24 protein-coding genes and 1 tRNA gene are annotated in these 26,091 nt (G+C 39.4%); 16 read left to right on the forward strand and 9 right to left on the reverse strand.

Annotated elements, in window-relative coordinates:
* Positions 1–27: 27 nt before the first annotated feature.
* The 4 genes from CAL6303_RS18005 to CAL6303_RS18020 form a co-directional block, all read right to left on the reverse strand.
* Complete coding sequence (locus CAL6303_RS18005) at positions 28–1,431, reverse strand: serine/threonine-protein kinase (RefSeq protein WP_015199250.1); 1,404 nt, start codon at positions 1,429–1,431, stop codon at positions 28–30.
* Positions 1,432–1,538: 107 nt separating this feature from the next.
* Positions 1,539–1,781 (reverse strand): Nif11-like leader peptide family natural product precursor, encoded by a 243-nt coding sequence (locus CAL6303_RS18010; protein WP_015199251.1) that lies wholly within the window; start codon positions 1,779–1,781, stop codon positions 1,539–1,541.
* A gap of 211 nt (positions 1,782–1,992) precedes the next feature.
* Positions 1,993–3,705, reverse strand: a complete 1,713-nt coding sequence (locus tag CAL6303_RS18015) for a protein kinase domain-containing protein (protein WP_015199252.1) — start codon at positions 3,703–3,705, stop codon at positions 1,993–1,995.
* A 909-nt stretch (positions 3,706–4,614) separates the two neighbouring features.
* Positions 4,615–4,869, reverse strand: coding sequence for a hypothetical protein (locus CAL6303_RS18020; protein ID WP_015199253.1), 255 nt, complete (start codon positions 4,867–4,869; stop codon positions 4,615–4,617).
* 114 nt (positions 4,870–4,983) lie between these two features.
* Between CAL6303_RS18020 and CAL6303_RS18025 the strand changes: the two genes are divergently transcribed.
* Complete coding sequence (locus CAL6303_RS18025; RefSeq protein ID WP_015199254.1) at positions 4,984–8,541, forward strand: HEAT repeat domain-containing protein; 3,558 nt, start codon at positions 4,984–4,986, stop codon at positions 8,539–8,541.
* 258 nt (positions 8,542–8,799) lie between these two features.
* The gene (gene dnaN / locus CAL6303_RS18030) at positions 8,800–9,960 is read left to right on the forward strand and encodes a DNA polymerase III subunit beta (protein ID WP_015199255.1); all 1,161 of its coding nucleotides are present in this window, start codon (positions 8,800–8,802) and stop codon (positions 9,958–9,960) included.
* A 93-nt stretch (positions 9,961–10,053) separates the two neighbouring features.
* Here dnaN and CAL6303_RS18035 read toward each other — a convergent pair whose 3' ends face one another.
* Positions 10,054–10,245 (reverse strand): RNA-binding S4 domain-containing protein, encoded by a 192-nt coding sequence (locus CAL6303_RS18035; protein ID WP_015199256.1) that lies wholly within the window; start codon positions 10,243–10,245, stop codon positions 10,054–10,056.
* Between the two features lie 128 nt (positions 10,246–10,373).
* Positions 10,374–10,964 (reverse strand): MarC family protein, encoded by a 591-nt coding sequence (locus tag CAL6303_RS18040; protein WP_015199257.1) that lies wholly within the window; start codon positions 10,962–10,964, stop codon positions 10,374–10,376.
* 185 nt (positions 10,965–11,149) lie between these two features.
* On the opposite strand from CAL6303_RS18040, the gene CAL6303_RS18045 reads away from it, so the two are divergent.
* Entirely contained in the window at positions 11,150–11,962 is an 813-nt protein-coding gene (locus tag CAL6303_RS18045) for a carbon-nitrogen hydrolase family protein (protein WP_015199258.1), read from the forward strand.
* A gap of 441 nt (positions 11,963–12,403) precedes the next feature.
* On the opposite strand, the gene CAL6303_RS18050 is transcribed toward CAL6303_RS18045, so the two are convergent.
* The gene (locus CAL6303_RS18050; protein WP_015199259.1) at positions 12,404–12,685 is read right to left on the reverse strand and encodes a WGxxGxxG family protein; all 282 of its coding nucleotides are present in this window, start codon (positions 12,683–12,685) and stop codon (positions 12,404–12,406) included.
* 437 nt (positions 12,686–13,122) lie between these two features.
* Between CAL6303_RS18050 and CAL6303_RS18055 the strand changes: the two genes are divergently transcribed.
* The 8 genes from CAL6303_RS18055 (at position 13,123) to CAL6303_RS18090 (ending at position 20,055) form a co-directional block, all read left to right on the forward strand.
* Positions 13,123–13,356 carry an EF-hand domain-containing protein gene (locus CAL6303_RS18055; protein WP_015199260.1) on the forward strand — a complete coding sequence of 78 codons (234 nt, stop codon included), beginning with the start codon at positions 13,123–13,125 and terminating at the stop codon, positions 13,354–13,356.
* Between the two features lie 280 nt (positions 13,357–13,636).
* A complete protein-coding gene (locus CAL6303_RS18060; RefSeq protein WP_015199261.1) occupies positions 13,637–14,500 on the forward strand; it encodes a thermonuclease family protein in 864 nt (287 codons plus the stop codon).
* 101 nt (positions 14,501–14,601) lie between these two features.
* The gene (gene ribH, locus CAL6303_RS18065) at positions 14,602–15,174 is read left to right on the forward strand and encodes a 6,7-dimethyl-8-ribityllumazine synthase (protein WP_015199262.1); all 573 of its coding nucleotides are present in this window, start codon (positions 14,602–14,604) and stop codon (positions 15,172–15,174) included.
* Between the two features lie 130 nt (positions 15,175–15,304).
* Positions 15,305–15,376 (forward strand) — tRNA-Gly (locus CAL6303_RS18070).
* A 192-nt stretch (positions 15,377–15,568) separates the two neighbouring features.
* Positions 15,569–17,128, forward strand: a complete 1,560-nt coding sequence (tnpC, locus tag CAL6303_RS18075; RefSeq protein WP_238993712.1) for an IS66 family transposase — start codon at positions 15,569–15,571, stop codon at positions 17,126–17,128.
* 115 nt (positions 17,129–17,243) lie between these two features.
* Positions 17,244–18,293 carry a FecCD family ABC transporter permease gene (locus CAL6303_RS18080; protein WP_015199264.1) on the forward strand — a complete coding sequence of 350 codons (1,050 nt, stop codon included), beginning with the start codon at positions 17,244–17,246 and terminating at the stop codon, positions 18,291–18,293.
* Positions 18,294–18,342: 49 nt separating this feature from the next.
* Positions 18,343–19,122: an ABC transporter ATP-binding protein gene (locus tag CAL6303_RS18085; protein ID WP_015199265.1), complete on the forward strand. Its 780-nt coding sequence runs from the start codon at positions 18,343–18,345 to the stop codon at positions 19,120–19,122.
* 6 nt (positions 19,123–19,128) lie between these two features.
* A complete protein-coding gene (locus CAL6303_RS18090; RefSeq protein ID WP_015199266.1) occupies positions 19,129–20,055 on the forward strand; it encodes an ABC transporter substrate-binding protein in 927 nt (308 codons plus the stop codon).
* 193 nt (positions 20,056–20,248) lie between these two features.
* On the opposite strand, the gene dcm is transcribed toward CAL6303_RS18090, so the two are convergent.
* Together dcm and CAL6303_RS18100 are read right to left on the reverse strand one after the other, a co-directional pair.
* Positions 20,249–21,556: a DNA (cytosine-5-)-methyltransferase gene (gene dcm / locus CAL6303_RS18095; RefSeq protein ID WP_238993713.1), complete on the reverse strand. Its 1,308-nt coding sequence runs from the start codon at positions 21,554–21,556 to the stop codon at positions 20,249–20,251.
* On the reverse strand, positions 21,549–22,292 hold the full coding sequence (locus tag CAL6303_RS18100; RefSeq protein WP_041739745.1) for an Eco47II family restriction endonuclease: 744 nt from the start codon (positions 22,290–22,292) through the stop codon (positions 21,549–21,551). The genes dcm and CAL6303_RS18100 overlap by 8 nt, the downstream gene beginning before the upstream one ends.
* A gap of 631 nt (positions 22,293–22,923) precedes the next feature.
* Here CAL6303_RS18100 and CAL6303_RS18105 point away from each other — a divergent pair.
* From CAL6303_RS18105 to CAL6303_RS18125, 5 genes are all read left to right on the forward strand, one after another.
* Complete coding sequence (locus CAL6303_RS18105; protein ID WP_015199269.1) at positions 22,924–23,151, forward strand: helix-turn-helix domain-containing protein; 228 nt, start codon at positions 22,924–22,926, stop codon at positions 23,149–23,151.
* Positions 23,152–23,621: 470 nt separating this feature from the next.
* Complete coding sequence (locus tag CAL6303_RS18110) at positions 23,622–24,221, forward strand: tRNA-(ms[2]io[6]A)-hydroxylase (protein WP_015199270.1); 600 nt, start codon at positions 23,622–23,624, stop codon at positions 24,219–24,221.
* Positions 24,222–24,226: 5 nt separating this feature from the next.
* Complete coding sequence (locus CAL6303_RS18115) at positions 24,227–24,718, forward strand: GNAT family N-acetyltransferase (RefSeq protein ID WP_015199271.1); 492 nt, start codon at positions 24,227–24,229, stop codon at positions 24,716–24,718.
* 11 nt (positions 24,719–24,729) lie between these two features.
* Positions 24,730–25,392 (forward strand): ComF family protein, encoded by a 663-nt coding sequence (locus tag CAL6303_RS18120; protein ID WP_015199272.1) that lies wholly within the window; start codon positions 24,730–24,732, stop codon positions 25,390–25,392.
* A 218-nt stretch (positions 25,393–25,610) separates the two neighbouring features.
* Positions 25,611–26,072 (forward strand): PPC domain-containing protein, encoded by a 462-nt coding sequence (locus CAL6303_RS18125; protein ID WP_015199273.1) that lies wholly within the window; start codon positions 25,611–25,613, stop codon positions 26,070–26,072.
* Positions 26,073–26,091 lie beyond the last annotated feature (19 nt).

Here is a 26,091-nt window from a genome sequence, read left to right on the forward strand (position 1 = left end):
TTAAGTATTGTAAATTTTTTTTATTTTTTACTTAATTATTTGGAACGAATTAATCATCTGCTTAACAGTGGGAAGAGATGCTGAATATTGATTAGGCTCGGCTGTATAAGTGAGAATATAAGCTTTTCGATCTTTGACAGTCCAAATTTGCAACCTCTCCAGACTCATACTATCTTCTTGGAGGGTGTAAGTAACCTGATAGGCATCTATATTTGCTAATTTTTGTTGACCTTCTTGAATAATTTTGATGTTTGGAGAAGACTGTTTAATTACATCTAGGCGAAACGGGGTAAATTGTTCTAAAGTGCTACGGTTTTCGGATAAATCTTGGACAACTAAGTTAACATTTTCCTGATACTTATCAGTATTATTTACTAACGGGGATATAAACCTAACAACATTCCCAGTAATTCGATCTGGTCTTTCTTCAGGTTGCCATGTTTTCGGGCGTTGGATACTAATACCGTAGTTATCAATATTATATGGTTCTAGAGTGTCATCTTTTTTAAACAAGGTTCCGAGAGTCACAATACCTATTAAGGCAGTTATTCCTAAACCGATGATGATTTTTCCTAAGCTTGATTTTCGACTAGAACTTGCATCTGTGACTTTTTCCAGCGCTTGTAAAACTTCCGTTGCCGACTGATATCTTTGGCGAAAATCGTACTTCACCATTTTATCCAAAACATCTGCTAGCCTAGAACTAACCTGACCCGATTGCAGTTGTTCACGCCATAAAATTTCCCCAGTAAAACTATCCTGGGGTAATGATACTGCTACCAAACCAGTCAAAGCTTGAATTGCAATTATTCCTACAGCATAAACATCACTACAAAGTCTTGGTAATCCCTGAGTTTGTTCACTTGGCATATAACCATGCGTCCCAACTATAACCGTAAGGGGGGATGGTTGATGAATATTGATTGTTTGAGAAGTTAATTGCTTGACTGATCCAAAATCAATCATCACTATTTGTCGATCGTGTTTGCGTCTAATTAAATTTGACGGTTTGAGGTCTCGATGGATAACACCATGCCGATGCACAAATTCTAAAATTTTTAAGATATCTTTCAGGAGAGAAATTACTTCTTCCTCGGTAAGTTTCTTACCTGGGTTAATTTCGTGAGTAAGTTCCTCACCGGATACAAATTCCTCAACTAGGTAAAATTGTTCATCCTCTTCAAAATGCGCGAGTAAGCGAGGAATCTGATCGTGACTCCCCAATGTATTCAGGACAATAGCTTCATTATTAAACAAGCGTCGAGCTTCATGCAAACTATCTGGATCATCAACTTGAGGGGAAAATAACTTGACGACACATTGATCATTATTGGGTAACTTCTTATCAATTGCCAGAAAAGTAGTACCAAAACCTCCTTGTCCCAATTTACTAATTATTTGGTACCGCCCATCAAGGATTTTACCGATCATTTGACTTACAAGGTATTCGATTCATCTGCATTTTGACATACAAATCGATCATCTTGAAGATTTAATGCTAATTATCATCTAGGTACTCTCCAACTAAACCTAGTGTTTCAATTCACTGACACACTCATTGAGGGTTGAACCACACCTGCATCACCCTCAAATAACACCATGTTTAAATCATCAGTAGTAAATATAAAACCCAGGGAAGCTGCAAAATCGACAATTTTAGCCTTATCCCAATTCCAAATGCCAAATAGCCCGCGTAAACAGCATTTATTACAATACTCATCGTAAATTACTTGGTCAGAGCTTAAGACATCATAAAAAGCATTAACTTGTTCCAGTGACATAAAATTCTTATCTCCTACTTATTATTAAAGCTTCCTCAAAACTTCAGTACCTACTCATCAAATTCCGGGTTGAATACTGAAAATATTTAATATCTATAAAATACGCAGAAACGTTCCGTTGGAACGTCTCCACAAACTTTAAGTTACTTTATTTACCTAAAATATACTGTAACTTTTCTTCTACTTACCTTGATTGGCTAAATCTTGACCACTATAACAACCGTTTGCGAGAACTATCACAACGTTGAATCTGATCACCAAATACCCAACCCTGGGTACCATCTAGCAACCGCACCTTAACAAAATCTCCTTTAACCTTAAGAAACAACACCTTTTCACCTTGATTGAGTTGTTTCACAGCACCTATTTCGGTTTGTGGTTCAGGGCGTAACTTTGCTAAGAAATTACCTCCAGTAGGGGAAATCACCCGACATAGTTGTGGCTGTTGAGCGATAAAATTTTGTTCTGAATAAGCTTTACCAGTAGAATTACCCGTTTGCAAACACACCAAACCACCAACTACACTCACCGCAGCAGCAATTCCAATCCCAGTCATCACTGGTTTTTTAGCTGCTAAAGGTGCAATTATTGAAACCCCAGCACGCTTAATTTGTTGTGAATAAATAACTTTTTGAGGTGGTGCTGTTTTACTAACGGGTTCAGAAGGTAGCACAGTTGATAAATCGGTGATTTCTTCTGGGGGGGTATACCCAAGAGAAGATTTTTTAGATTGAATCACGCTTACCTTGAATTGCTGCTGACCTAAGCGTAAGCTACTACCAATAGCTAGAGGCATTTCCCCTGCTAAAAGTAATTGCCCATCCAAAATAGGGGGATTTTTTTCGCGTAAATTCCTTAGATAAAACTGATTTTTTTCTCGATAGAAGAAAATTTCAGCATGTAATGCCGAAACTGATGCTTCCGGAACTACAATATTACAAACTTGGGGATCCCGCCCAATTCTGATTCTGGCGGGACTTTTACTATCTTGGTTCTCAACTAGGGTAAAATCTTTGATTTCCCCCCCTTCACGCCATTGTAGGGTCAATTCATGGATAATTTGTGGATTAGCGACTGGTGTAATTGTTGGCGCTTCTTCCAAATTACTCAAATTCTTTAGTGCTGCCAAAGCTTCCGTTGCAGTTTGGTAGCGGTCTTTAAAATGATAGTGGGTCATTTTTGTCAATACCGCAGCTAACCCCGGAGTCACGGGTGTTAGATGTTTCCAAACAATTTCCCCAGTATTGCTATCATCTGGCAATTCGCGGGGGTAAATCCCTGTAAGTGCTTGGATTCCAATCATACCTAAAGCATAGATATCGCTACTAGGACGAGGAAGTTTTCTTGTTTGTTCGGAAGGCATATAACCAGGGGTGCCAACAGTGATGGTGACACGTTTTTGTCCATGGCTAATAGCAGTTTGATTTCTTAATTGTTTGATTGCCCCAAAATCAATCAGAACTAATTTTTGATCTAATTCGCAACGAATAATATTATCTGGTTTAATATCACGATGAATTACACCGTGATTATGGACGATTTCTAAAATGCCTAATATTTCAATCAGTACTTCAGTAATTTTGTCTTCAGTCCATTGTTGACCACGAGTTAATTCTTGGGTGAGTGTGTGACCTTTAATTAGTTCTTGCACTAAGTAGAACTCTTGGTTTTCTTCAAAGTAAGCTAGTAGTCGAGGAATTTGATCATAATTTCCCAACTGTTGTAAAATTTCGGCTTCTCTTTGAAAGAGTTTACGTGCGGTTTCTAAAATTTGGGGTTCTGCACTAGTGGGTTTTAGATGTTTGAGGACACACTGTGGATGACCAGGAAGATGGATGTCCTCAACGATATAGGTTTGTCCAAACCCACCCTCTCCCAAAACTTCAAGGACTTTATAATGCCCTGCTAGTAACTGACCTATCATGTTTTGGCAGTGATGATTAAAGATTACTGTTATGTTTATTTATCTAGGTTTATTTGACCTTTTCAGGATATATTTTTGTTTTATTTAAATATGCTGACAAATTAGATATTGTCAGTAAAATATTTTTGATTTTGCAGCATTAGTGACAGTTTTTATGATATTCATTTGCTAGGTTTGCACATTTTAAATGACAGTTAATTAACGAATAACAAATCTTGAAATTTTATGTTGCCACATTGGCATTTTTCTCTGATGTTTTGATTAATTAATCAGTTATTAAAGTAATTTAAGTTTATTGACTTGGAATTTGTCTGATTATTTTAATTACAGCCTAACTGATACATTGAGTGACATTTTGAGCAAATTATAAATATACCTTCTACCTACCTATATATACATTTCCTCATAATTTCAGGTTTTATTGATGCGGTATATTTACCTGAAATCTGCTGTATCAAAATACAATTTAGAAAATACTCCGAGAAAATAAAAATCTCGGCTTTGTGGAAAACTTCCTCGCAAACTGTGGAAAACTTCTAAAAAATAATCAAGGTGCGAGAAAACATCTTGGGTTTTTCCACAAGTTTTCCACATTTTCCACAATTAATTTTTCCAATACTTACAGACTGAAGCTAGGCTGTTAAATTCATGGATTTTTAGGTATTTTTTGATGCCATTTATGTATGTCAACTAATAGCTCGGTTGTTATTACAGATGGTAGTATAGGATTCATATTTGATTTTTGTTGGTGTAACCTGCGCTTTGGGCTTAAAGATACGAGGGTATGTATAGCCTTGCGGGATCAAGAAAAGCGATCGCATAACTCAACTACTCTTAAGGATTTGGTGCGTTACCACTTTTCGCTATGCTTCAACGCCCCTCTATGATTATCAAGAGGGGCTTGTGATATTATTGCTCCCCAGAACGGCGATGTGTGGGTGATAGACTATTTTTTTGTTTTTCTTGCAAACTGCTGGCTTGTTTTAGGACTGGAATACACTGGTTAATCATCCAGATTAAAACCTCAATTGTTGAGTCTCCTTGCTGAATGCGGTTTTCGGCATTTACACCAATTAATATTGTTTGTACTAATAACAACACTGTAATGATTTGGCGATAAAGCTTTTGACGAGTGCTTTGGCTTTGGTTGCGCTGAGTTTTCATTTATTTACCTCACCTCAATTTCAAATCGAGGTTAAGGTTGGGATTAATTGACAAGTAAATTTCCCAAGCATTGATTAAAAGCCATTTATAATCTACATAGACTGCTTGGGAAAGATGTCTCGCTTGGGAAAGCGAAGAACTTTTTGGAAAAATTTTTTTCTCTTTGATGACGGTACTTACATGGGGCGGAATCTTAGCTACGATGCTGGTAGGAAACAAGCCAAAATATTGCTGCGTGCTTTACTTTCCTTTGTGGAAAATTCGGAAGAATTAAAGGACTGCAAAGCTGATTGGCAAGCGGGTACTGAGTTGTGGGTAACGCATTCTACATTAGAAGGACTGGCAGAACTGACAAAGAGGTATAACGACAGCTTAGAGCCTGAAGCAATTAGGAATGCGCTCAACTGTCTGATAAGTTTGAAAATTATTGAGGATAAACGCGGACAAACCAACGCCAAAACTAGGACAAATTCAAAGGTTTGGCTTTTCGCGCTCAAGTTTCCCAGCATCGATAAAGAAGAAAACCTGAATTGGTTATTTAAGCAAGGTGGGGAATGGGATAAATGCCGAGAAGCTCAAAAAAACAACTCTGCTAAAGTTCCCAAGACTCCGAAAGAAAAATCTCAGGGTGCTGACTGGCAAAACATCTGCGGCGCTATGCTGGAAAAGCACAAGCGTCTCACCACAAATGAGTTGCTGTTTGCTGATGATGAGATGAAATTCGAGCTAGAGGCAATTCATGTCCCTTTAGCATTGGTAGAACGTAACAAACCGAAGAAGTGCAGCGAGGATATTTCCCCAGAACAAGGTTCACAGCTTTACGAACCGAGTTATGAAGAGAAGCAGCGATTTGAACATGAGGCTTTTTTAGAGCAAGTTATCCGTGATGGTGTTGGTAAAACTCAAGGACACCGCATCGCTTTAATTGGGGAACCGGGTGCGGGAAAAACTACTCAGTTGCAAACTATAGCTTTTTGGGTATTAGACAAGAATCTGGGTTTACCCATTTGGATTTCTTTGGCAGACTTGCAAGGAAAGAGTGTAGAAAATTATCTGCTGCAAGATTGGCTGAAGAATGCTTTAGAAGTGGTGCGTGTAAAAGAAGAACAGGAAAACGCTTTCGCAGATTTATTCAAGAATAATCGTGTGTGGTTGTTGTTGGATGCAGCAGATGAAATGTCTTCACCCCAACCATTAACTGAGGTTTCCCAGCAGTTGACGGGATGGGTGAAAAATGCGCGGGTTGTGCTGACTTGTCGGGTGAATGTTTGGGAAGCAAATGCCAACGCTTTAGAAAATTTTGAGACGTATCGGTTACTCAATTTTGCATATCCGCAACAAGTGCAAGAGTTTATTGGGCGTTGGTTTCACAAGGATGCAAACAAAGGGGAAAGATTATGGCAGGAATTAGATAAAGCTGAACGTCAGCGCATCCAAGATTTAGTTAAAAATCCTTTGCGGTTAGCGCTGTTGTGTAGCACTTGGCAAGGTTCCGATAAAGGTTTACCGGAAACTAAAGCCGGACTTTATCAGCAGTTTGTGGAAGAGGTTTACAAGTGGAAAGAAAACCGCTTCCCTACCACCGAACAGCAGCAAGAGGAATTAAACGCAGCATTGGGACGTTTGGCAAAACGGGCAATCGATCAAGAAACGTCACGGTTTCGGCTACGACATAAGTTTGTGCGTGAGGAATTAGGTGATGCAAAACAGCCAAATTCTTTATTTTGGTTAGCGTTAAAGTTGGGATGGCTAAATGAAGTTGGACTGGCTACGGAATCAGCAACAAAAGAGAAAGTTTACGCTTTTTACCACACCACATTTGAGGAATATTTTGCAGCGTTGGCAGTTGATGATTGGCACGAGTTTCTAAATCACGTTCCTGAAAACCCCGCGCTAGGCGTTTATCGCATTTTTGACCTGCAGTGGAAAGAGGTGATTCTGCTGTGGTTGGGACGTGAGGATGTGGGAAAGCAGAAAAAGGAAGAGTTTATTCAGGCTTTGCTGGAATTTGATGATGGGTGCGGAGAATTCAAAGCTATTGATAGAGTCAGAAAGGGATTTTACGAGTTTCGCGCTTATTTTTTGGCTGCTGCGGGGGTTGATGAGTGGAAAAATTCTTGTCAGGCAGATCCTATTGTGGCGGAAATCGTTAAATGGGGCTTTGGCGAGTTTAAGGTTGAGCAAAACGATTGGGTAAGATTTCTCGAAACAATCGCAGAGGAAGCACAGACGGTATTGCCTCAGACAAATCGCATAAAAGCAATTGATGCTTTGATGAAGTTAATCGACAATCCACAACTGAATAATTTTAGGCGAAGGCAAGCAGCAGATAACTTAGGAAAAATTGATCCTGGAAATCAAAAAGCGATTGACGCTTTAGTGGAGTTAATCGGCAAACCACGACTGGATGATGGTACCCGAAGTCAAGCGGCATATAGCTTAGGAAGAATTGGCTCTGGAAATCAAAAAGCAATTAATGCGTTGGTGGAGTTAATCGGCAATCCACAACTGGATGATCGTACCCGAAGGCAAGCGGCAGAAAGCTTAAAACAAATTGATCCTGGGAACCAAAAAGCAATTAATGCTTTGGTTGAGTTAATTGACAATCCACAATTGGATGATTCTACCCAAATGCAAGCGGCATCAAGCTTAGGGCAAATTGATCCTGGCAACGAAAAAGCGATTGATGCTTTGGTGGAGTTAATCGGTAAACCACAACTAAATCATTCTAGGCGACGGTTAGCGGCAGATAGTTTAGGGCAAATTGGCTCTGGCAAGCAAAAAGCAATTAATGCTTTGGTTGAGTTAATTGACAATCCACAATTGGATGATTCTACCCGATGGCTAGCAGTATCTAGCTTAGGGAAAATTGGCTCTGGCAATAAAAAAGCGATTGATGTTTTGGTGGAGTTAATCGGCAATCCACAACTGGACGACTTCATCCTAATGCAAGCAGTATTTAGCTTATTGCAAATTGACCCTGGCAATGAAAAAGCGACTGATGTTTTGTTGGAGTTAATTGACAATCCACTATTGGAAGATTTTACCCTACAGCAAACAGTATCTAGCTTATGGCAAATTGGCTCTGGAAACCAAAAAGTGATTGATGCTTTGGTTGAGTTAATCGGCAATCCACAACTCAATGATTATACCCGACGGCTAGCGGCGTTTAGCTTATGGCAAATTGGCTCTGGAAACCAAAAAGCGATTGATGTTTTGATGAAGTTAATCGACAATCCACAACTCGATGATTTTACCCGAATGCAAGCGGCATCTAGTTTAGGGCAAATTGACCCTGGCAACCAAAAAGTGATCGCTACTCTGATGAAGTTAATTGGCAATCCACAACTGGCTAATATCCGATTGGAAACGGCAGAAAGCTTAGGTAGAATTGACCCTGGAAACCAAAAAGCGATCGCTACTTTGATGGAGTTAATTGGCAATCCACAACTGGATGATGATACTCGAAATCTAGCATTATCTGGCTTAGGTCAAATTATGCTAGAGGAAAATATGCCGAGTGTTGTCACAAGGTTGAAAGATTACTTATCACCTGAAACTTACAAAAATGACTTTGAGCGATTTAATAATTGCTACAACATTATCTGGAGGTGCGCCCAAAGTATACCCTACCCCGCTTTTTATCAAGCTTGGGGACTAGCGTCAAAATAAAGCACTAAATGAAAACTATGAGAGTGTTCCAAGAAATAAATGATCCAAAAGTTGTCATTGCGAGTGGAACGAAGTGGAGCGTGGCAATCCCATCAACTCGTTAATATTGAAGATTGTGGGATTGCTTCGTTCCTCGCAATGACAGTGTACTATTTTTAATTACTGCTTGGTATGATTCAAAAAAGTGAGATGCTCCCTTTCTTTTCTCCCTCCGGCTTGGTAACATGAACCAACCTGCACTGTTCATTCTGAGCGAACATGAAATTAGTCTGTACCCAAAACGACCTTAGTACCAATCTTTCCCTTACCAGTCGTGCAGTACCTTCACGCCCAACTCATCCGGTACTGGCAAATGTATTGTTACAAGCTGATGCTGATACCAACCAAGTTAGTTTAACAGCCTTTGATTTAAGCTTGGGTATTCGGACTAGTTTTAGCGCTGAAGTCCTGCAAGGGGGTACAATTGCGCTTCCTGCTAAACTTTTAAATGATATTACCTCTCGCTTACCAGATGGCGAAATTACCCTGGAAGATGAAACCGCTGGAGCCAATGCATCGGGGGGAGAAGGGTTAATTATGACACTCACGCCTCAAAATGGTAAGTACCAAGTCAGGGCAATGGATGGTGGAGAGTTCCCCGAATTGCCTGTGGTGGGGAATGATCTAAGTATCAGCTTGAAAGCTTCAACACTGATTGAAGGTTTACGGGGAACCTTATTTGCAACCAGTGGGGATGAAACAAAACAGGTGTTGACGGGGGTACACATGAAGCTATTACCCGACATGCTGGAATTTGCGGCAACCGATGGACACCGTTTGGCAGTGGTGGAAACTGATAATGAAAACTCTGAACCTGGTGAGAATCAGTTTGAGGTGACAGTGCCTGCCCGTGCATTGCGAGAATTGGAAAGAATGTTGGCACATAGCGCTGAATCTGAAGAAGCGATCGCGTTATTCTTTGATCAGGGTCAAGTAGTGTTTGAATGGCAAAATCAACGCCTCACTAGCCGAACTCTGGATGGACAATACCCTGCCTACCGTCAACTGATTCCCCGCCAATTTCAACGGGAAATTACCATAGATAGAAAACAATTTTTAGGTACCCTGGAACGAATCGCTGTTTTGGCAGATCAAAAAAATAATCTGGTTAAACTTAGTATTGACAGCGCAGCTAGTGAAATTACCCTCTCTGTGGAAGCCCAAGATATTGGTAGCGCTGTCGAATCCATGTCAGCCCAAATCAGCGGGGAAGATATAGATATTGCCTTTAATGTCAAATACTTGATGGAAGGCTTAAAAGCCCTCCCATCATCCGAAATTCTTATTCAGTTAAACTCTAATTTGACTCCAGTGATTTTTACACCCCTTGGTGGCGTGAAAATGACTTACTTAGCAATGCCTGTACAATTGCGAAATTAAGATTTATGAAGACTGAAAGTCGGTTGGGGATAATTTTCATCAAAAAATACTCAAAAATCTTGACTTTTATCACCAAAATCCAACTATTAGTCGCTATTTAATGGATTCGTCCACTTCAAAAGTTTTATCTCCCACCGTTACCTTGTCTCCCGGTGCCAATTGCCGTCCTCGCCGGGTTTCCAGCACCCCATTCACCTGCACATCACCCCCCTGAATCATCCATTTAGCTTGTCCTCCGGTTGCTGTTACACCCATCAACTTGAGGAACTGATCGAGTTTAATCACGTTAGTTTTTTCTACAGATTTTGACCTTATTAATCTTAGCGCGTGAGGCTTGGGACTATTTAGCAAAATTCAGCAAAATCCCTGATGCACTTACTTGTATTGTTCTCAGCATTTATACTTCCTGAATTTTAGAAAAATAACTCCCGAATCCCCTGACTACCAGTTTCCACTGCCAAAGCTGCCAGTAAGAAGCCAAAAAGCTGAGTAATTATAACTTCGCCTTCCACACCAATCCATTGATCTATATAATTAGCCAATCGCAAAATTAGCCAAGTCACAACCATAGCGGTAATTATCCCCGCGATGACACTCATATGGGGGCTAGGAGAATCGGACATTAGCAACATAACCGTTGTCAGTGTACCAGGACCAGCGAGTAAAGGTAAGGCTAGGGGAGTGATTGCCACATCTCGTTCTGAATCAGTCACATAGGTATCTAAATCACCCTTAAGCATCTGTAGTGCAATTAATAACAGCAGTAAACCACCTGCCACTCGCAAAGATGCAAAGCTGATATCCAAATAGCTTAAAATAAACTTACCGCCAAAAGCGAATAGAAGCAAAACAGCGATCGCTACTCCAATCGCCTTATCGATAACTCGATTCCTTTGTTGGGGTTCCATCCCCTTAGTCAACACCAACAGGATGGGAATATTGCCAACTGCATCCGCTAGCACGAAGACAGCGACAAAGGTTTTAATCAAAATTGAGATGTCCACAAAGAAACAGATGTAAAGAATAAGGGGTGTAAAAAGCGAGAAGTTGCAAGTTAGGAGTTACCGTCAATCAAGATTAAACTACCCATTTTCTCGACTTTTCTCAACTTGCGACAAATAAATGTCAAAGATAAAGATATAGTTTTGATAATCTAATCCGCATTATTCGACTGTTTGTTTTGGAATCTATGAAGTCCTATTTAGCCGCCGCTGTTCAAATGACGAGTGTGCCAGATTTACAAAAAAATTTGGCGCAAGCTGAAGAATTTATTGACTTAGCCGTCCGTCAAGGGGCTGAGTTGGTGGGTTTACCAGAAAATTTTCCATTTATGGGAGATGAGAATGAAAAACTCGCACAAGCAGATAATATCGCTAAAGAGTCCGAAAAATTTCTGAAAACGATGGCGCAACGCTATCAAATTACCATCCTTGGCGGCGGCTTTCCTGTTCCTAGTGATGACCGTAAAGTCTATAATACCGCTTTGCTAATCGACTCCAGCGGTAAGGAACTTAGCCGTTACCTAAAAGTTCATCTTTTTGATGTGAATGTCCCTGATGGCAATACTTACCGGGAATCCAGTACAGTCATGGCAGGGAATGAACTCCCCCATGTGTATTGTTCAGAAAAGCTGGGCAATATTGGGCTTTCGGTTTGCTATGATGTGCGTTTTCCAGAACTTTATCGCGCTTTATCTCAAAACGGTGCTGATGTGATGTTTGTCCCGGCAGCTTTTACGGCATTTACAGGTAAGGATCACTGGCAAATTTTACTCCAAGCCCGTGCCATTGAAAATACCTGTTATATTATTGCCCCTGCACAAACTGGACTCAATTATGCCCGTCGGCAAACCCATGGACATGCAATGATTATTGACCCTTGGGGAACCATTTTAGCGGATGCTGGGGAAAAACCGGGAATAGCGATCGCAGAAATCAACCCCACCCGTCTGGAACAGGTGCGGCGGCAAATGCCTAGTTTACAACACCGGGTATTTGTTTAGAATCATATTTTAGTTTAATTGTCAACTACTTAGAGGCGCGTATAATCCTGCGGGTATGCAAGAAAAGTGTAGCTCCTCCGCAGGAGGCTATATCGCGTCTCTTAAAAACACAAAGAAATATTCAAAATCATCTTCTTTGGGGTTTTGTCATATTTCGATATCTGAAAGAATCTGTATATTGTCTGAATACAGGATGATATTCGGAAATTTTCTATATTTTTCTCTGAAGAAGGTCAATATACGGAAAAAGTTTAAAGTTTCCAACAGAAAAGGGGCTATCTACCCCTAAAGTGGATTCAACCACTGCAATACAGCAAACAAGGGTAATTGTAATTACTCACGATAGCCGCCAGTAGGTAATCGTGCAGAATTATTTACACACAAGTATCTAGTTTGGATAAGGGTTTTATGCCTTAATCTTGTGTAATTAATTTTGTTGAACTACTTACCAGTACGCGTTGTTTGAGGATCACCGTAGCGTGCCGCGTTATCATCGCGCTTTTTACCACGCAAACCAGCTAACCCAGCTAGACCGAGCAGACCCAGCCAGCCCCAGTCTAACCCGTCATTAGAATTAACGTCTGTTGTAGTAGTTGTGTTGCGTGTTGTACCTGTCGTACCCGTTCCATCTTGAGCAGAAGCACTACGAACCATAGGCAGCGCACTAAGGCTCAAGGACAGTGCGCCAGCACCAACTAACTTAATGATATTAGAAAATTTCATGGTCTGTTTCCTCTTTTGGGTGTTGGTTCCGAGCAGTTTTGTAGAGTGTTGACCGACAGCATTCGCTTGAAAAGTCAATTAAACTTGAGTCTGTCAGTACATCTCTAAACAATAACGAGTTGTTAGTGAAGTTAAATCAACCCTCCGCTAGAACCTGTTGACCTTGTTGACTCTTTGCTCTCACGCTGAAGAGATAGAACAATAAAGTAAAAAGCCAAGCTGAAAATTAGAAAATCCTATTTTTTGTCTCTAAACTATCATCAACTATCTCAAACCCTTATTGCTACCTTGAGTGAAGACATATAAGCAATCTTTAAAACCCTTGTACAAACTCAGACAAGTCTAATAGACATAGTGTATTGTCTCTCTATGGGGGAATGTATCTTTGTCAAGATTTTGAGATATTAAACTGAATAGCTAAATTCAGATAAAAATTTATGGCAACCGAGCAAGAGCTTCAAACTCTTTTTAATAAGTTAGATGTCGATCAAGATGGCAAAGTCTCTCTTAATGAGCTTTTTTTAAGTCCTGGCTTAAGTGCGGTTATCTCGGCAGAAACAGGTATGAGTAGCTCCCAAGAACTAATAGCACGGTATGATTCAGACCAAGATGGTAGTATTACCTTTGAAGAATTAAAGGAAGCGGCTAAAAAAGTAAGTAATTTAAACTAGCTGGTAGATTCTAATATGAACTCAACCCGTTCTCAGTGGCGGGTTTTTTCTTGTTATGAGTTCTGAAATGCCGGGAAATATAGGGATTCAGCCGGGATACGGGCAAGTGCGATTCGTTCTGGAGAAACCCAGTTGATGGGGGGATTCCAGGCTTTAGTAGAGTAACCAATACACCATATTCAGCGTAAAAAAGTGGGTAAATACCGTCTTCCCAAAGCATTTCTAGCTAAAATCAGGTAAAACTAGAGTTTGTGATTTAACAAACTCCGAGGATTCTACTATGTCCATGACTCTTATTCAGGGTAAGTTCCGAGTCATCAAAGCTGCTCCAGATGGAGATTCTATCCGTTTTTATCCCAATAATCCCTTGTTGTGGCAGAAAATATCTCCTTCAATTCGCACCAATGCTACTGGTGGGGCACAATTACGCTTAGATTCAATTGATGCTTTAGAAACCCACTTCCAAGCAAAGGGTGGTTTGGGTACCCAGAACCAACCCCTGAAGTTTGCGGATGCTGCTTCTGAGGAACTTTTGAAGTTTTTGGGTTTTACAGATATTACCCGTGGCAAAAGGCAGGTTGTCACCGACAGTACACCTGAAGAAGTTCAGGGTTTTATTGTGGCTAAATTCGCCGATGTCTATGGTAGAAGTGTCTCTTTTATTTTTAAAGGTGACGCAACTCAAGCAGATGGTGCTGATGTCTTTTTTGATCCAGCTTTTTTGAAAAAAAGTGCTAACTACCACATGTTGAGTAAAGGGTTAGCATATCCAACATTTTACTCGAAGTTGTATCCAGACCTGCGGCAAGAAATGGTTAAAGCTGTGGAAAAAGCCCGCAAAGCAAGTAAGGGTGTGTGGAGTTTGGATAAAACTAACGAGGGTTTTGTTTTGGAAAGCTTGGAGACAATTACAGATGATGTGGTGATTTTACCAAAGTTGTTCCGTAGATTGTTGGCTTACTTAGCCTTAAATGATGGTAGTGCTTCTTTAGATGGATTCCCCAGCTACTTGAAATCCTTAAACGACAAAATTATTATTCTCCCTGAAGGACATGTTACCGGATTCCATTACGCGATCGCATGTGAGGGACAAAGCCTGAAAATGAAATATCCACCAGAAAACCTGATCTTTGTCGAAAAGTAACAAACCAGAATTCAGAAAGATCATAAACTTTGGTGAAAAAATCTGGTTTCCGCGTTAGCTATAGAAATATATATAGCAAGATATTTGATTCAGAGGCAACCATGGCAGTTTTTGAAGGAACTTTTACCCAAACCGAACCTTTGCGCTTTGCATTGGTAATTGGGAGATTCAACGATTTAGTTACAACTAAACTGCTGGAAGCATGTCAAGATTGCCTAAAGCGACACGGAATTGATGTCAATCCCCAAGGTTCACAGGTAGATTATGCTTGGGTACCAGGAAGCTTTGAAGTTCCTGTTGTTGCACGTCAATTGGCACTTTCTCAACGCTATGATGCGATAATTTGCTTGGGTGCTGTAATTCGGGGACAAACACCTCACTTTGATTTGGTATCATCCGAAGTTGCCAAAGGTATCGCAGCAGCTAGTTTTCAAACAGGTGTACCCGTGATTTTTGGTGTTTTGACAACAGACACCATGCAGCAAGCTTTAGAAAGGGCTGGGATTAAGAGTAACCTGGGTTGGGAATACGCAATGAGCGCTTTAGAAATGGGTAGCTTGATGCGGCAGATCCGCTCTAATCCCCCCCAAACCCACAATTCTCAATCTTTGCCTTCAACCATGAAAAGTGCCAGCATCGGTGATTTACCATCCTCGAACTTAGTTTTGGATTAGTTGTACAGATTACTTATGAGGCATCCACAACTTGCCTCATAAGTATTATTTGATGAGGAGAGAAGTTATTTGGAAATGCTGCTTGACAAAATTAAAATTACATGAGAACATAATTATTGTTGATGGTTATGCGGGTATAGCTCAGTGGTAGAGCGCAACCTTGCCAAGGTTGATGTCGCGCGTTCGAATCGCGTTACCCGCTTTTGATAAAGTTTAACTGCTAAAGAAGTAAGCCTTTAATAGACTGCTTTTACGGTAGGTGTTTCAGCGCCTTCAGATCAAAGAAATCGGCAATCTATAACTACACGAGGTAGTTTTTCACTCTCCCCGTAAAACAAGAGTTTGCTGTGTAGGTAAAATTTGGGGTGACTACGATATGGTAATGTAAAAAATATTGTTCAATTTACGCCAAGGGCGAATGAAGCGACTGAGTAAAGAAGACCTTACGCAAATGAACCGGGACTACTTCCAATCTCTGGACAAACAGAAGTTGGTGGAAGTTGCGGGAAATCTTCATAAACTAGCGGTCGAGCAACTAGAAAAATTAGAACAAAATTCAAGCAATAGTTCCTTACCGCCATCATCAGACCAATTCAAAAGCAAAGAAAAATTAGCGGTACAGTCAGAACAACAAACAGAGCACTCAGAATCTGAAACAAAATCAAAGCAGGAAGAGAAGCAAGTTTCACCAATAAGTGAGAAGCTAAAAAGTAAGGGATTTGGGAAAAAATTGCCGGGAAAGCAAAAGGGAGCTAAAGGAATATGGCGGACAACACCCTTAGTTGCCAGTGAAATAGTTTCCCATCATCCAGAAACTTGTGCATCATGTAACAGTCCGTTAGAAATCGACTCGGATGCTAAACCCCACATGGGTTATTACGTATTAGAGCTAGAGAACTTAGATTCTGGAATCGAGGTAAAGTGTAGGCTTCATCACTACTATCAGGCAACTTGCGCTTGTGGACACCACACAAAAGAAAAGCCTTTATTTGGGTACGTTTCGGTAGTAGAAGGAAGAAGTAAAGATTTATGCTTGCAGGAATATGGACTTGTCGGTCCAATGTTAGCAACATTTATTGCTTCTCTGGCGGTACGATATCGAATGTCTCGACCCAAAATTAGAGAGTTGTTGAATGATTGGGTGGGAGTATCCCTTTGTGTTGGTACAATCGACCGTTGTATTAGAGAAGTCGGGATAGCTTGTTCCCCAGTAGTTGAGGAATTAATTGAAGAATTGCAATCGGCGGAAATAATCCACCTTGACGAAACTCCTTGGTACGAGAAAGGTCAATATCGGTGGTTATGGGTAGCCATTACAAGCACAATTGCCGTTTACCACATTGGTAGTCGTCGTAAAGAAGAATTACTGCGGTTGATAAGTCAGGCATTTGTAGGATGGTTAGTAACTGATGGCTATGGTGCTTATATTAATTACCCTAAACGTCAGCATTGTTTAGCTCATCTCATCCGCAAAGCGATCGCTTTAACAGAGGCAGTAGATAAAGAAGTCGCAGATTTGGGACAGTGGCTATTAGAAGAACTAAGGGAACTGATACATGAGCTTGCCACTGGCGACGGGGATAAGGATGAAACTGACTCAAACCCCGCTCGCCTTTATCGAGTCTGCCGATTGGCTACGGTTGGCGAGCATACCAAGTTAAAAGCTCTCGCAAATGAGATTTTGAATGATTGGGATGCTGTAGTTGCTTGTTTTTATAATCCGCAATTACCGCCTACTAATAATGAGGCAGAACGGGCTTTACGACATGCTGTAATTGCCCGACGTATTAGCTATGGAACTCGAACAGCAGAGGGTAGTTTGGCTTACTGCTCTATTTTGAGTGTTATTGAAACTTGTCGTCTAAGGAAAGTTGACCCTTGGGCTTATATTGCGATGATTCTTACCCAGGCTCGTAGAGGTATAAAACATCCTCCTATTCCGATTGCTTCTTAATCGCTTTTTAATGGGGGAGAGTGAAAAACTACTACACGAGTGCTACCAGCAGATAGAATAGAAAAATAATTGATATTAAATATCATTAATTATTCAATTATTTTACCTCAATCGAATGGCAGGTTTGAAGTTGCCCTTATTCCCCAAGCTTAAAAAAAAATTCCCAGAAACACCTAATTCAGCCCAAAAATATCGAGTATTGGCAGCAACTATAGTTCTTTGCTTGGCATTACTTCTAGTTACCTGTCTTTCCTTAGTATCTGGGGCAGTACCAATGACAGCAAACCAACTGTGGCAAGCACTGACTCATCAGGGAGACTCCCTATATCAAACAATCGTTTGGGATTTACGCTTACCACGAATTATTGCTGCTATCTTGGTTGGTTCATCCTTAGGAATGGCAGGATCAATGCTCCAAGGAATGTTACGAAACGGACTAGCTGATCCCTTTCTGCTAAATATTTCTGCGGGTGCAGGATTAGTTGCCATTACCGTAATCAGCTTAGGATTACTCCTGAGTTGGGTTCCTTTGTTTGCTTGGATAGGTAGTTTATTAACAACAATATTCGTTTACCTCTTGGCAAAACGAGCAGATGGGATTTCCGTAGAAAGATTAATTTTGGGTGGGGTGGCAGTAAGTTCCTTATTTGGGTCAATTCAATCGGTATTATTATTACTAACTGAAGATGGCAGAATCCAAACTGCACTATCTTGGTTGATAGGTAGTTTGAATGGTAGGGGATGGGTGGAAGTGAACGCCACAGGATGGTATATTGGCATTGCATTGTTACTGGGTTGTTTACTTGCTCGTAATCTTAACTTGCTAAGTTTGGGTGATGATTTAGCAGTGGGGCTGGGTGTAGACATAACGCGATCGCGTATGATGATCGGTGGAGTTGCAGCGTTATTATCAGCTAGTGCGGTAAGTATAGCGGGTTTGATTGGCTTTGTCGGTTTGATAGTTCCCCATGGTATCCGCTTGTTGGTAGGAACAGATTACCGTGCATTGTTACCCTTAAGTGCAGTTGGTGGTGCTTTAGTGCTGACATTTGCTGATTTTCTGTCACGTTTGGGTGCAGTAGAATTGCCAGTTGGTGCGGTGACTGCGTTATTTGGTTCCCCCCTATTTATTTGGTTATTGTACCAACGTCAATCGATGACTTAGAAAATATAGATGATATTTGAGAATATAAAAAAGGTTTTTAAAAACAATTATGCCAATTGAGACTAATAATCTTGCTGGTGGTTATTTAGGGAAGCAAGTTGTCAAAGAAATTAATATTACTCTGCAAAAGGGAGAATGGTTGAGTTTTGTAGGTGCGAATGGTTCTGGTAAATCTACCCTATTAAAACTTATGAGTCGTCTACTACTACCACAAGCAGGTGTGGTACTTTTAGATGGCAAAGAAATTCACAATCAATCTGCATCATTAGTTGCTCAAAAATTAGCATTATTACCTCAGCAGCAAACCATTCCATCGGGTTTAACAGTTTGGCAATTAGTAGCTTTAGGAAGAACCCCCCATCAAGATTGGTGGCAATGGCAATTAAATACAGAAGATAGAAATCAGGTAGATAAAGCTTTACAACTTACCAATATACAAGATTTTAGCAATCGTCCCGTGGAAAATCTATCAGGAGGAGAGCGACAAAGGGCATTTTTAGCATTAGCTTTGGCACAAAATCCACAGATTTTACTATTAGATGAACCAACTACTTATTTAGATATTCGTTATCAATTGGAACTATTAGAACTACTGCGAAAATTAAATCAAGAGGAAAACTTAAGCATCATCACAGTTTTACACGACGTGAATTTAGCAGCACGGTATAGTTCAAGAATTGCCCTGTTATCCCAAGGAATAATTTTTGCTTTAGGAACACCAGAAAATGTCATAACACCGACAAATATAGCTGATGTTTTGGGTGTGGACGTGGCAATTATGCAAACACCAGTTGGGTTACAGATTTGTCCAATTTCACCATGTAAGTAAAATTCTATGTTCAAAAAAATTATAGCTTATACCCTCACTATTTTTTTAAGTCTCACAATAGTTGCTTGTGCAGTTCCAAATAGTTCTAAGGTTGAAAAAACTCCAGATAATCAAAGTTCGACTATTAATAGTACAAATAATCCTATACCTACCAAATCAGCAGAGAGAATTGTTGCACTAACTTCTTTATCTGCCGATATTATTTATCAACTCGATAAATCCAAGTTAGTGGGAATTACAGGTAGCAGCTTATTAAATAAAGATACTAGATTTAAAGACATCCCTCGTGTGAGTGAAGGACAAGTTCCACCCAATTTAGAAAAAATTGTTGCTTTGAAACCAGATTTGGTTATTGGTGCAGAGGGTTTTTCTAATCAGACTACAGATAAAATTAAAGAATTAGGCATTCCCATATTCTTAACTAAAGTTGATCGTTGGGAATCTCTGGGTGCATTAACTAAAAATATAGCTCAAACAATTAAAGCTGACCCCACACCCTTAATTAATCGCTATCAATCTTTGATTAATTCTCAAACTAATCCGAATATTTCGACTTTAGTTTTAGTTAGTCGGCAACCAATATTATCACCAAATGCTTCCAGTTGGGCAGGTAATTTATTGAGTAAGTTTTCAGTTAAAAATATCACCGATGAGATTCAAGGTAAGAGTCCCATTAAGGGTTATATTACCCTTTCTGCGGAAAAGATTTTAGAAGCTAATCCCGAAATATTAATTGTCGTTAATCCACCTCAAGGTGGTTCAGGAACATCAATATTAGATGAATTTAAAAAAGAACCATTTTGGAATCAGCTTCAAGCAATCAAAAATGACAAAGTGTATGTTTTTGATTATTATGGGTTGATTAATGCAGGTAGTATAAATTCTATTGAACAAGCTTGTCAGCAATTAAATACAATTTTTGCTAAAAGTTAGTAGGATAACAGCAAAAAATAAATTGCCCTACTTTCACAAAAATTCAAGAATTAATCATCAATCGTTGAACAACAGATACCATTCAATTTTCTGCTACAACCTTTCACAAAAGCTAGGTAACGATCAAGTTGAGCGGCGACAAATACGACCGAAACGAAGCGAAAAACCTTCAAATCGCCGCTCCAACTACTTGTTATGTGTTTAGTAAAGTCAATTGTTTTGGCTGAACTAGCTCATCAGGTGCTAAAGAATCAACGCTTAGATCAACTTCTGCATCAATACTATTTAATAAAGCAACCATACTCCTACCAACTGCGAAAGCCAAATTTACAGGGACAGCATTACCAATTTGCTTGTATTGACTACTCACAGAACCTGAAAACAGCCATTCGTCTGGAAATGTCTGTACCCTAGCATATTCTCTAATTGTTAAGGGTCTTGTCTCTTCTGGATGGCATCTTTCTGTTTGTTTCTGAGCAGGAGAACAGGTGAGAGTTAAACTTGGCTCATCCCATGAAAGCCGACGTGCCATGCCAGTTTTACCACCACCCAAGAAATAACTACCTTGCATGTATTCTCTTTGAAGATCGTCAGGTAAATTTCTCCAGTAACCACCCGGAGGAACAAAAGATAATATTTCCTTTTTTCTTTTTGGGTAAGTCTGTCCCTCTGATTGTGGCACATCAGTATCGTATAATTCACCAGATTTCAAAGCATCTTTTAAAGTTAGTATTCTGTGATATTTTGATGGCCATTTAAATGTTGCAAACTTAACCAAATCGTTTCTAATACCAACAAAGAACAAACGTTCTCTTTTTTGAGGGACACAGTAAAACAATGCTTTTAAAACTTGTGGTTCAATAAGCGTATATCCCAAATCTGAAATAATAGACTTTATCACGGACAAAGTTTTACCATCATCGTGATTTAGTAAACCACGTACATTTTCACCTAGAAAGACTTTTGGTCTAACTGCTTTTATTGCTCTAGAAAATTCAAAAAATAATGTACCTCTAGTATCTTCAAATCCTAATTTCTCGCCTGCATAAGAAAATGCCTGACAAGGAAATCCACCAGAAATAAGGTCGATATCAGTAAAGTCAGTAAAGTCCACATTTTTAATATCACCTTGAATGACATTCCATTCAGGTCGATTAGTTCGCAAAGTCTTACAGGCATCTTTATCAAGTTCACTCAGCGCAACTGCACTAAATCCAGCTTTTTCCAGACCTAGAGCAAGCCCACCTGCACCTGCAAAAAGTTCGACGGATGAAAATTCTCTTACAGCTTTTATATTTAATTCTTGATTCCAATCGTTCTTAATCATATCTCTCACTTCTTCAAACTGAATTAGTTGAGAAATTTTATATTCTTTTTTATTTGTAATTGGATTTTGAATGGGAATTAGCTTCCCACTTTTTTCCCACTTCAATAATGTAGATTTTGAGACAGAAACTATATCTGCGAGTAATTCTGTCGGAATTGTTATTGCGTCAAACATTGAAATCATCAAATCCTTCATATTTCTTGAAAGAAAGCAGGTAAATACTTTTCAATAAATTAGGATCAATATCCTTTAGTTCTCTAAATACAGAGTTTGACTCTGCTTCAACATCACTACTGTCTACAATATCTTGGATTATTAAAGGCAATTTTTCACATAATTTCTTGAATGCGACCCTACTACCAGTGACTAATTCATAAAACTTATCAATCGAAACGCGGCGTATTCTTTCATTTGATACTGCTTGACCGTCTAAGCTCACCCTCCAGACGATATTTTGACTTCTTTTCGCAATTACTTCTACCAGCATACATGTTGCCTGTGGATTTGATAGCAAGGTATTTTGCATTCTCATGTAAGTCTTTTGAGCAGACGATGAATTCATGGTGTTATGTTTATTTTTCATCTCAACGTAATACATAAGAACGGTATTGACTATGTCATATCCTTGTACTGGCACTGTCCATCCATTACTCAGGTATCGAAATATATTTTGGTGAAAATAGCCGATGTGATTTGTGTTGGATTTATCTATTTGCCTTAGAACTTCACTCTCTATTACAAATTCGATGCTCTTGCGATAAACTTTTGCATCGAATGTTAACTTTATTGGATCGATTAAATTTTTATTGAATTCAATTAAGTCAATGCTAAATCTGTATTTTTTTATAGTTTCTTGAACGTGATTATAGATGTTTTCATTACTTATAAAGCCAAGATTATAATCCCTCATATTTCCTTTTGGATACAATTGATCCTGTACCTAAATCTTGACACATAACTATTTATTATACCGAATGTTTCCATGTAATCCTCTCCCACAAGGTATTTATACCGAACTATTCTGTTTAATTCCCCAAATCAGAGTATTATACCGAAACTTTCCTTATAAATACCCTTTTTAGGTGGATTATAAAGAACATTCCGTATAAACCCCAGTCCTTTCAACGCGTTCATACGTACTACCATTTTTCCGACTGAAATCCTCATTCTTGCCTTACCGTAAAATTAAGTTTTTTAGTTATCGATACAAATTTACGATCTCCGCAGATCAAAAACGATCAATATACCGCTGATTAAATTATTCGTTTTGTCGAAGATTTATCACAAGCCTTGTTTTTAGGGGGTTAATTGGACGTGTATTTTGGACAGAAAAGCTAGTACACTAGTTCGCATTGAAAGAACTGCGTATAAACCCCCCTGTAGGGTTATTCAAAAGAATAATTCCGTGTAAACCCCCTATACGTTAGATTAAACAGAATTTCAAATGTAATTATTGACTACTACTCATGTCTCAGAATGCCAGGTGATTACAGTATAATGGCATAACAAGCTCTGATACTCAACTATTCAAGTAGTATGATATGCTGACAAATGAAGAGATAGATAAAAAAACTATGCAGTGTAAACTTAGGCAATATATGGATATGAAGGGGTTGAATATTGCCCAGTTATCAAGAGAAGTAGGAATTACAGAAAATGCTATTAGAGGTTATGCCAAAAATAGCTTTGATAGAATTGACTGTCAGGTTGCAATTAAGCTTTGTACTTATTTTGATGCTCAGATGGGTGAAATGTTTGTAATTAAATAAATTTAATACAATGACTAACTCAAATAGTAACGACGATATCCGTATTTTAGTAACATAATTAGCTCGTAGTCAGTTACAAACACAAGAACAAATACGAGACACTCAGGAACAATTAAGAGAACTCACCAATGATGTTACCCGTGTACTTGCCAGAAGTGCAGTTTTAGATGATGTACTTTTAGAGTTACGCGATAGTCATCAAACAATGCAAGCTAATTTTAACGAAAATCAACGAACTACAAATGCAGCATTAAACAGTCTGGAAGCTATAAACCTCAGACTCATTGAAATTATCGGTAGGGGACAGAATTAAGTAAGTAAACTGGTATGTGAAATGCAAAAAACTTTGTGGGTATAAACTGCGATTAAGTATCTGCAAAATTAGACTTAATATTAGTTAAAAATATTAGTTATAATTTTGTCTGATATTGACTGAAATATAGTAACTCAGGCTAATTATATATTTAATTATGATTTCGACTAATGTTGCAACTATCAATGCTCTCAAAAAGCCAACAAGTTCAGCTTGGATTGAACAAGCAATATCAAATTTAGATATAATTCTCCTAGATCATTCTCACTGCGAACGTAAAGCTGCGGGAGTTGCTTTAAATTTTATGTTTCGCTATCCATCAAACACCAAAATGGTGCGGGAACTAACGAAAATTGCTCAAGAAGAATTAGAACATTTTGAATTGGTAAATCAGTGGTTAGAACGTCGTCAAATTCCCCTCGCTAATTTGGGACCTCCCCCTTATGGTGCAGGTTTAAAAGCACAAGTGAGAAACCAGGAACCCTATAGATTTTTAGATTCTTTATTAGTGACAGGTTTAATTGAAGCTCGTAGTCATGAGCGTTTAGGGTTACTGGCTAAACATTGTCCAGAACCAGAATTAGCTAAATTTTACCAAGGTTTAATGGCTTCAGAAGCACGGCATTTTGGTGTTTATTGGGTATTAGCAGATACTTATTTTGAGCGGGAAGTTGTGATGCAGCGACTTGATGAATTAGCAATAGTTGAAAGTGAGTTATTATCAACTTTGCATCATGAACCGAGAATTCATAGTTGATTTATATGGATAAACAATATAAAGATTACTACAAAGACTTTTTGATTCGTTCTTGGGAAAAAACAGATCGCATTCCCGCATCAGAGGTGATTCGTTCGACGTTAGCTGAGTATGGTTTGGGTTGGGAAGCTGATGGTGCTGACAGAGATGTGATGCAAGTTGAAGAGTACTACTTCAATAATGGGGGTGAATTTTGGGTGGTGGAACAGCAAAACCAAATCGTGGGTACAGCAGCATATTATCCAATTTCACGGGGTGAAAACGCTGTAGAAATCCGGAAAATGTACCTTTTACCGCATGTTCGCGGATTGGGATTGGGAAAATATTTGTTACAACAATTGGAAGAAGTAATTACTTCCTGCAACTACCGAGAAATTTGGATCGAAACTGCCAGCATCCTCACCGAAGCTCTCAAACTCTATGAAAGCAATGGTTATATCCCCGCTACAGGGGTGGAAACTGCTAGGTGCGATCGCGTTTACCTCAAAAAGCTCTAAAAAGCTAGATCATGAACTCTCCCATCCTCAAAAATTTCCTCAAATTATTCCTCCAATCCTCCTGTCCCCTGTGTCAACGTCCCACATCCAGCGAATTTTGCCCTAGTTGCAGCAAACAACTACAAAAATGTCAACTACATCAACCCAAATATCTCTGGAAACCACCCCTACCGATTTTTGGTTGGGGAGAATATAGCGGTTCTTTAAAGAGTGCGATCGCGTCTTTAAAATATGATAATAATCCTGAGATTGCTATTCCCCTGGGAAGGTGGTTGGGTGAAGCATGGTTACAAAATTCACCACCCCATCCCAAACCTGTCGTTGTCCCCATTCCCCTCCACCCAAATAAACTCAAACAACGGGGCTTTAATCAAGCTGCATTGATTGCTAAAAGCTTTTGTGAAACTACAGGTTTAAAATTCCAACCCAATGGTTTACAGCGAATTCGAGAAACAGAAGCCCAATTTTCCCTCTCAGCTACACAGCGGGAAAAAAACCTCCAAGCTGCTTTCCAATTAGGACGAGATTTTCGCAAACTTCCCCAGCTTCCCGTACTTTTAATAGATGACATCTATACAACAGGAGCAACAGCCAAATCCACCTCAATCATACTTCAGGAAAATCAAATTCAAGTATTAGGTTTAGCTGCTGTAGCAGTAGTTCGTACTAATTGAAAAATTAGGAAAAGGGTCAGGGAGCAAGGGGAATCAGACTCATGCTCCGCTCCACCGCAGGAGTCAGGGGTCATTTCCCCCTGCTCCTTTTCCCCCTGCCTCTTGTTGGCACTCAGTAGCCTAAAATATCAAAAATATATAAAGTACATGGGCAACCTTGACAGGGAAAAACTATAATTGACCAAATTACGCAAATTTTCGTGGGAAGAGTCTCTGGAATGTTCACTAAAGCACTTGCGGCTGGTTTGAAAATCGTGACAATTATCCCTGTCGCTTTCGTTGCAGTAGGTATCAACGCTACAGCAACTTTAGCTCAGGTGAACAAGCTGTATAATCCGATTCCGATGCCTAATACATACGAAGTAACTGATTCTCTGTCTGATAAAGATATTCCCACAGGTCAAGGTGGATTTGCCAGAGACTATTTGGTTAAACTGAGTAAAGGTGATAACCTTGCCATTGACCTCTCCTCAGATAGTTTTGATAGCATTATTACTTTACTAGGACCTGATGGTGCTACAGTCGCTGAAAATGATGATGGTCCTGATGGTAGCAGCAATTCACTACTGTTTACCCGGATTAACGAACAAGGAACATACGTTGTCAGAGTACGTTCCTTTGGGGAAACTGGAATTGGTGGCTTTAAGCTCAAGGTGACAAGATTACAACCAGTAAAATAGTGAATCGTTTGCTAAACGT

The organism is Calothrix sp. PCC 6303, from assembly GCF_000317435.1.
GTDB lineage: Bacteria > Cyanobacteriota > Cyanobacteriia > Cyanobacteriales > Nostocaceae > PCC-6303.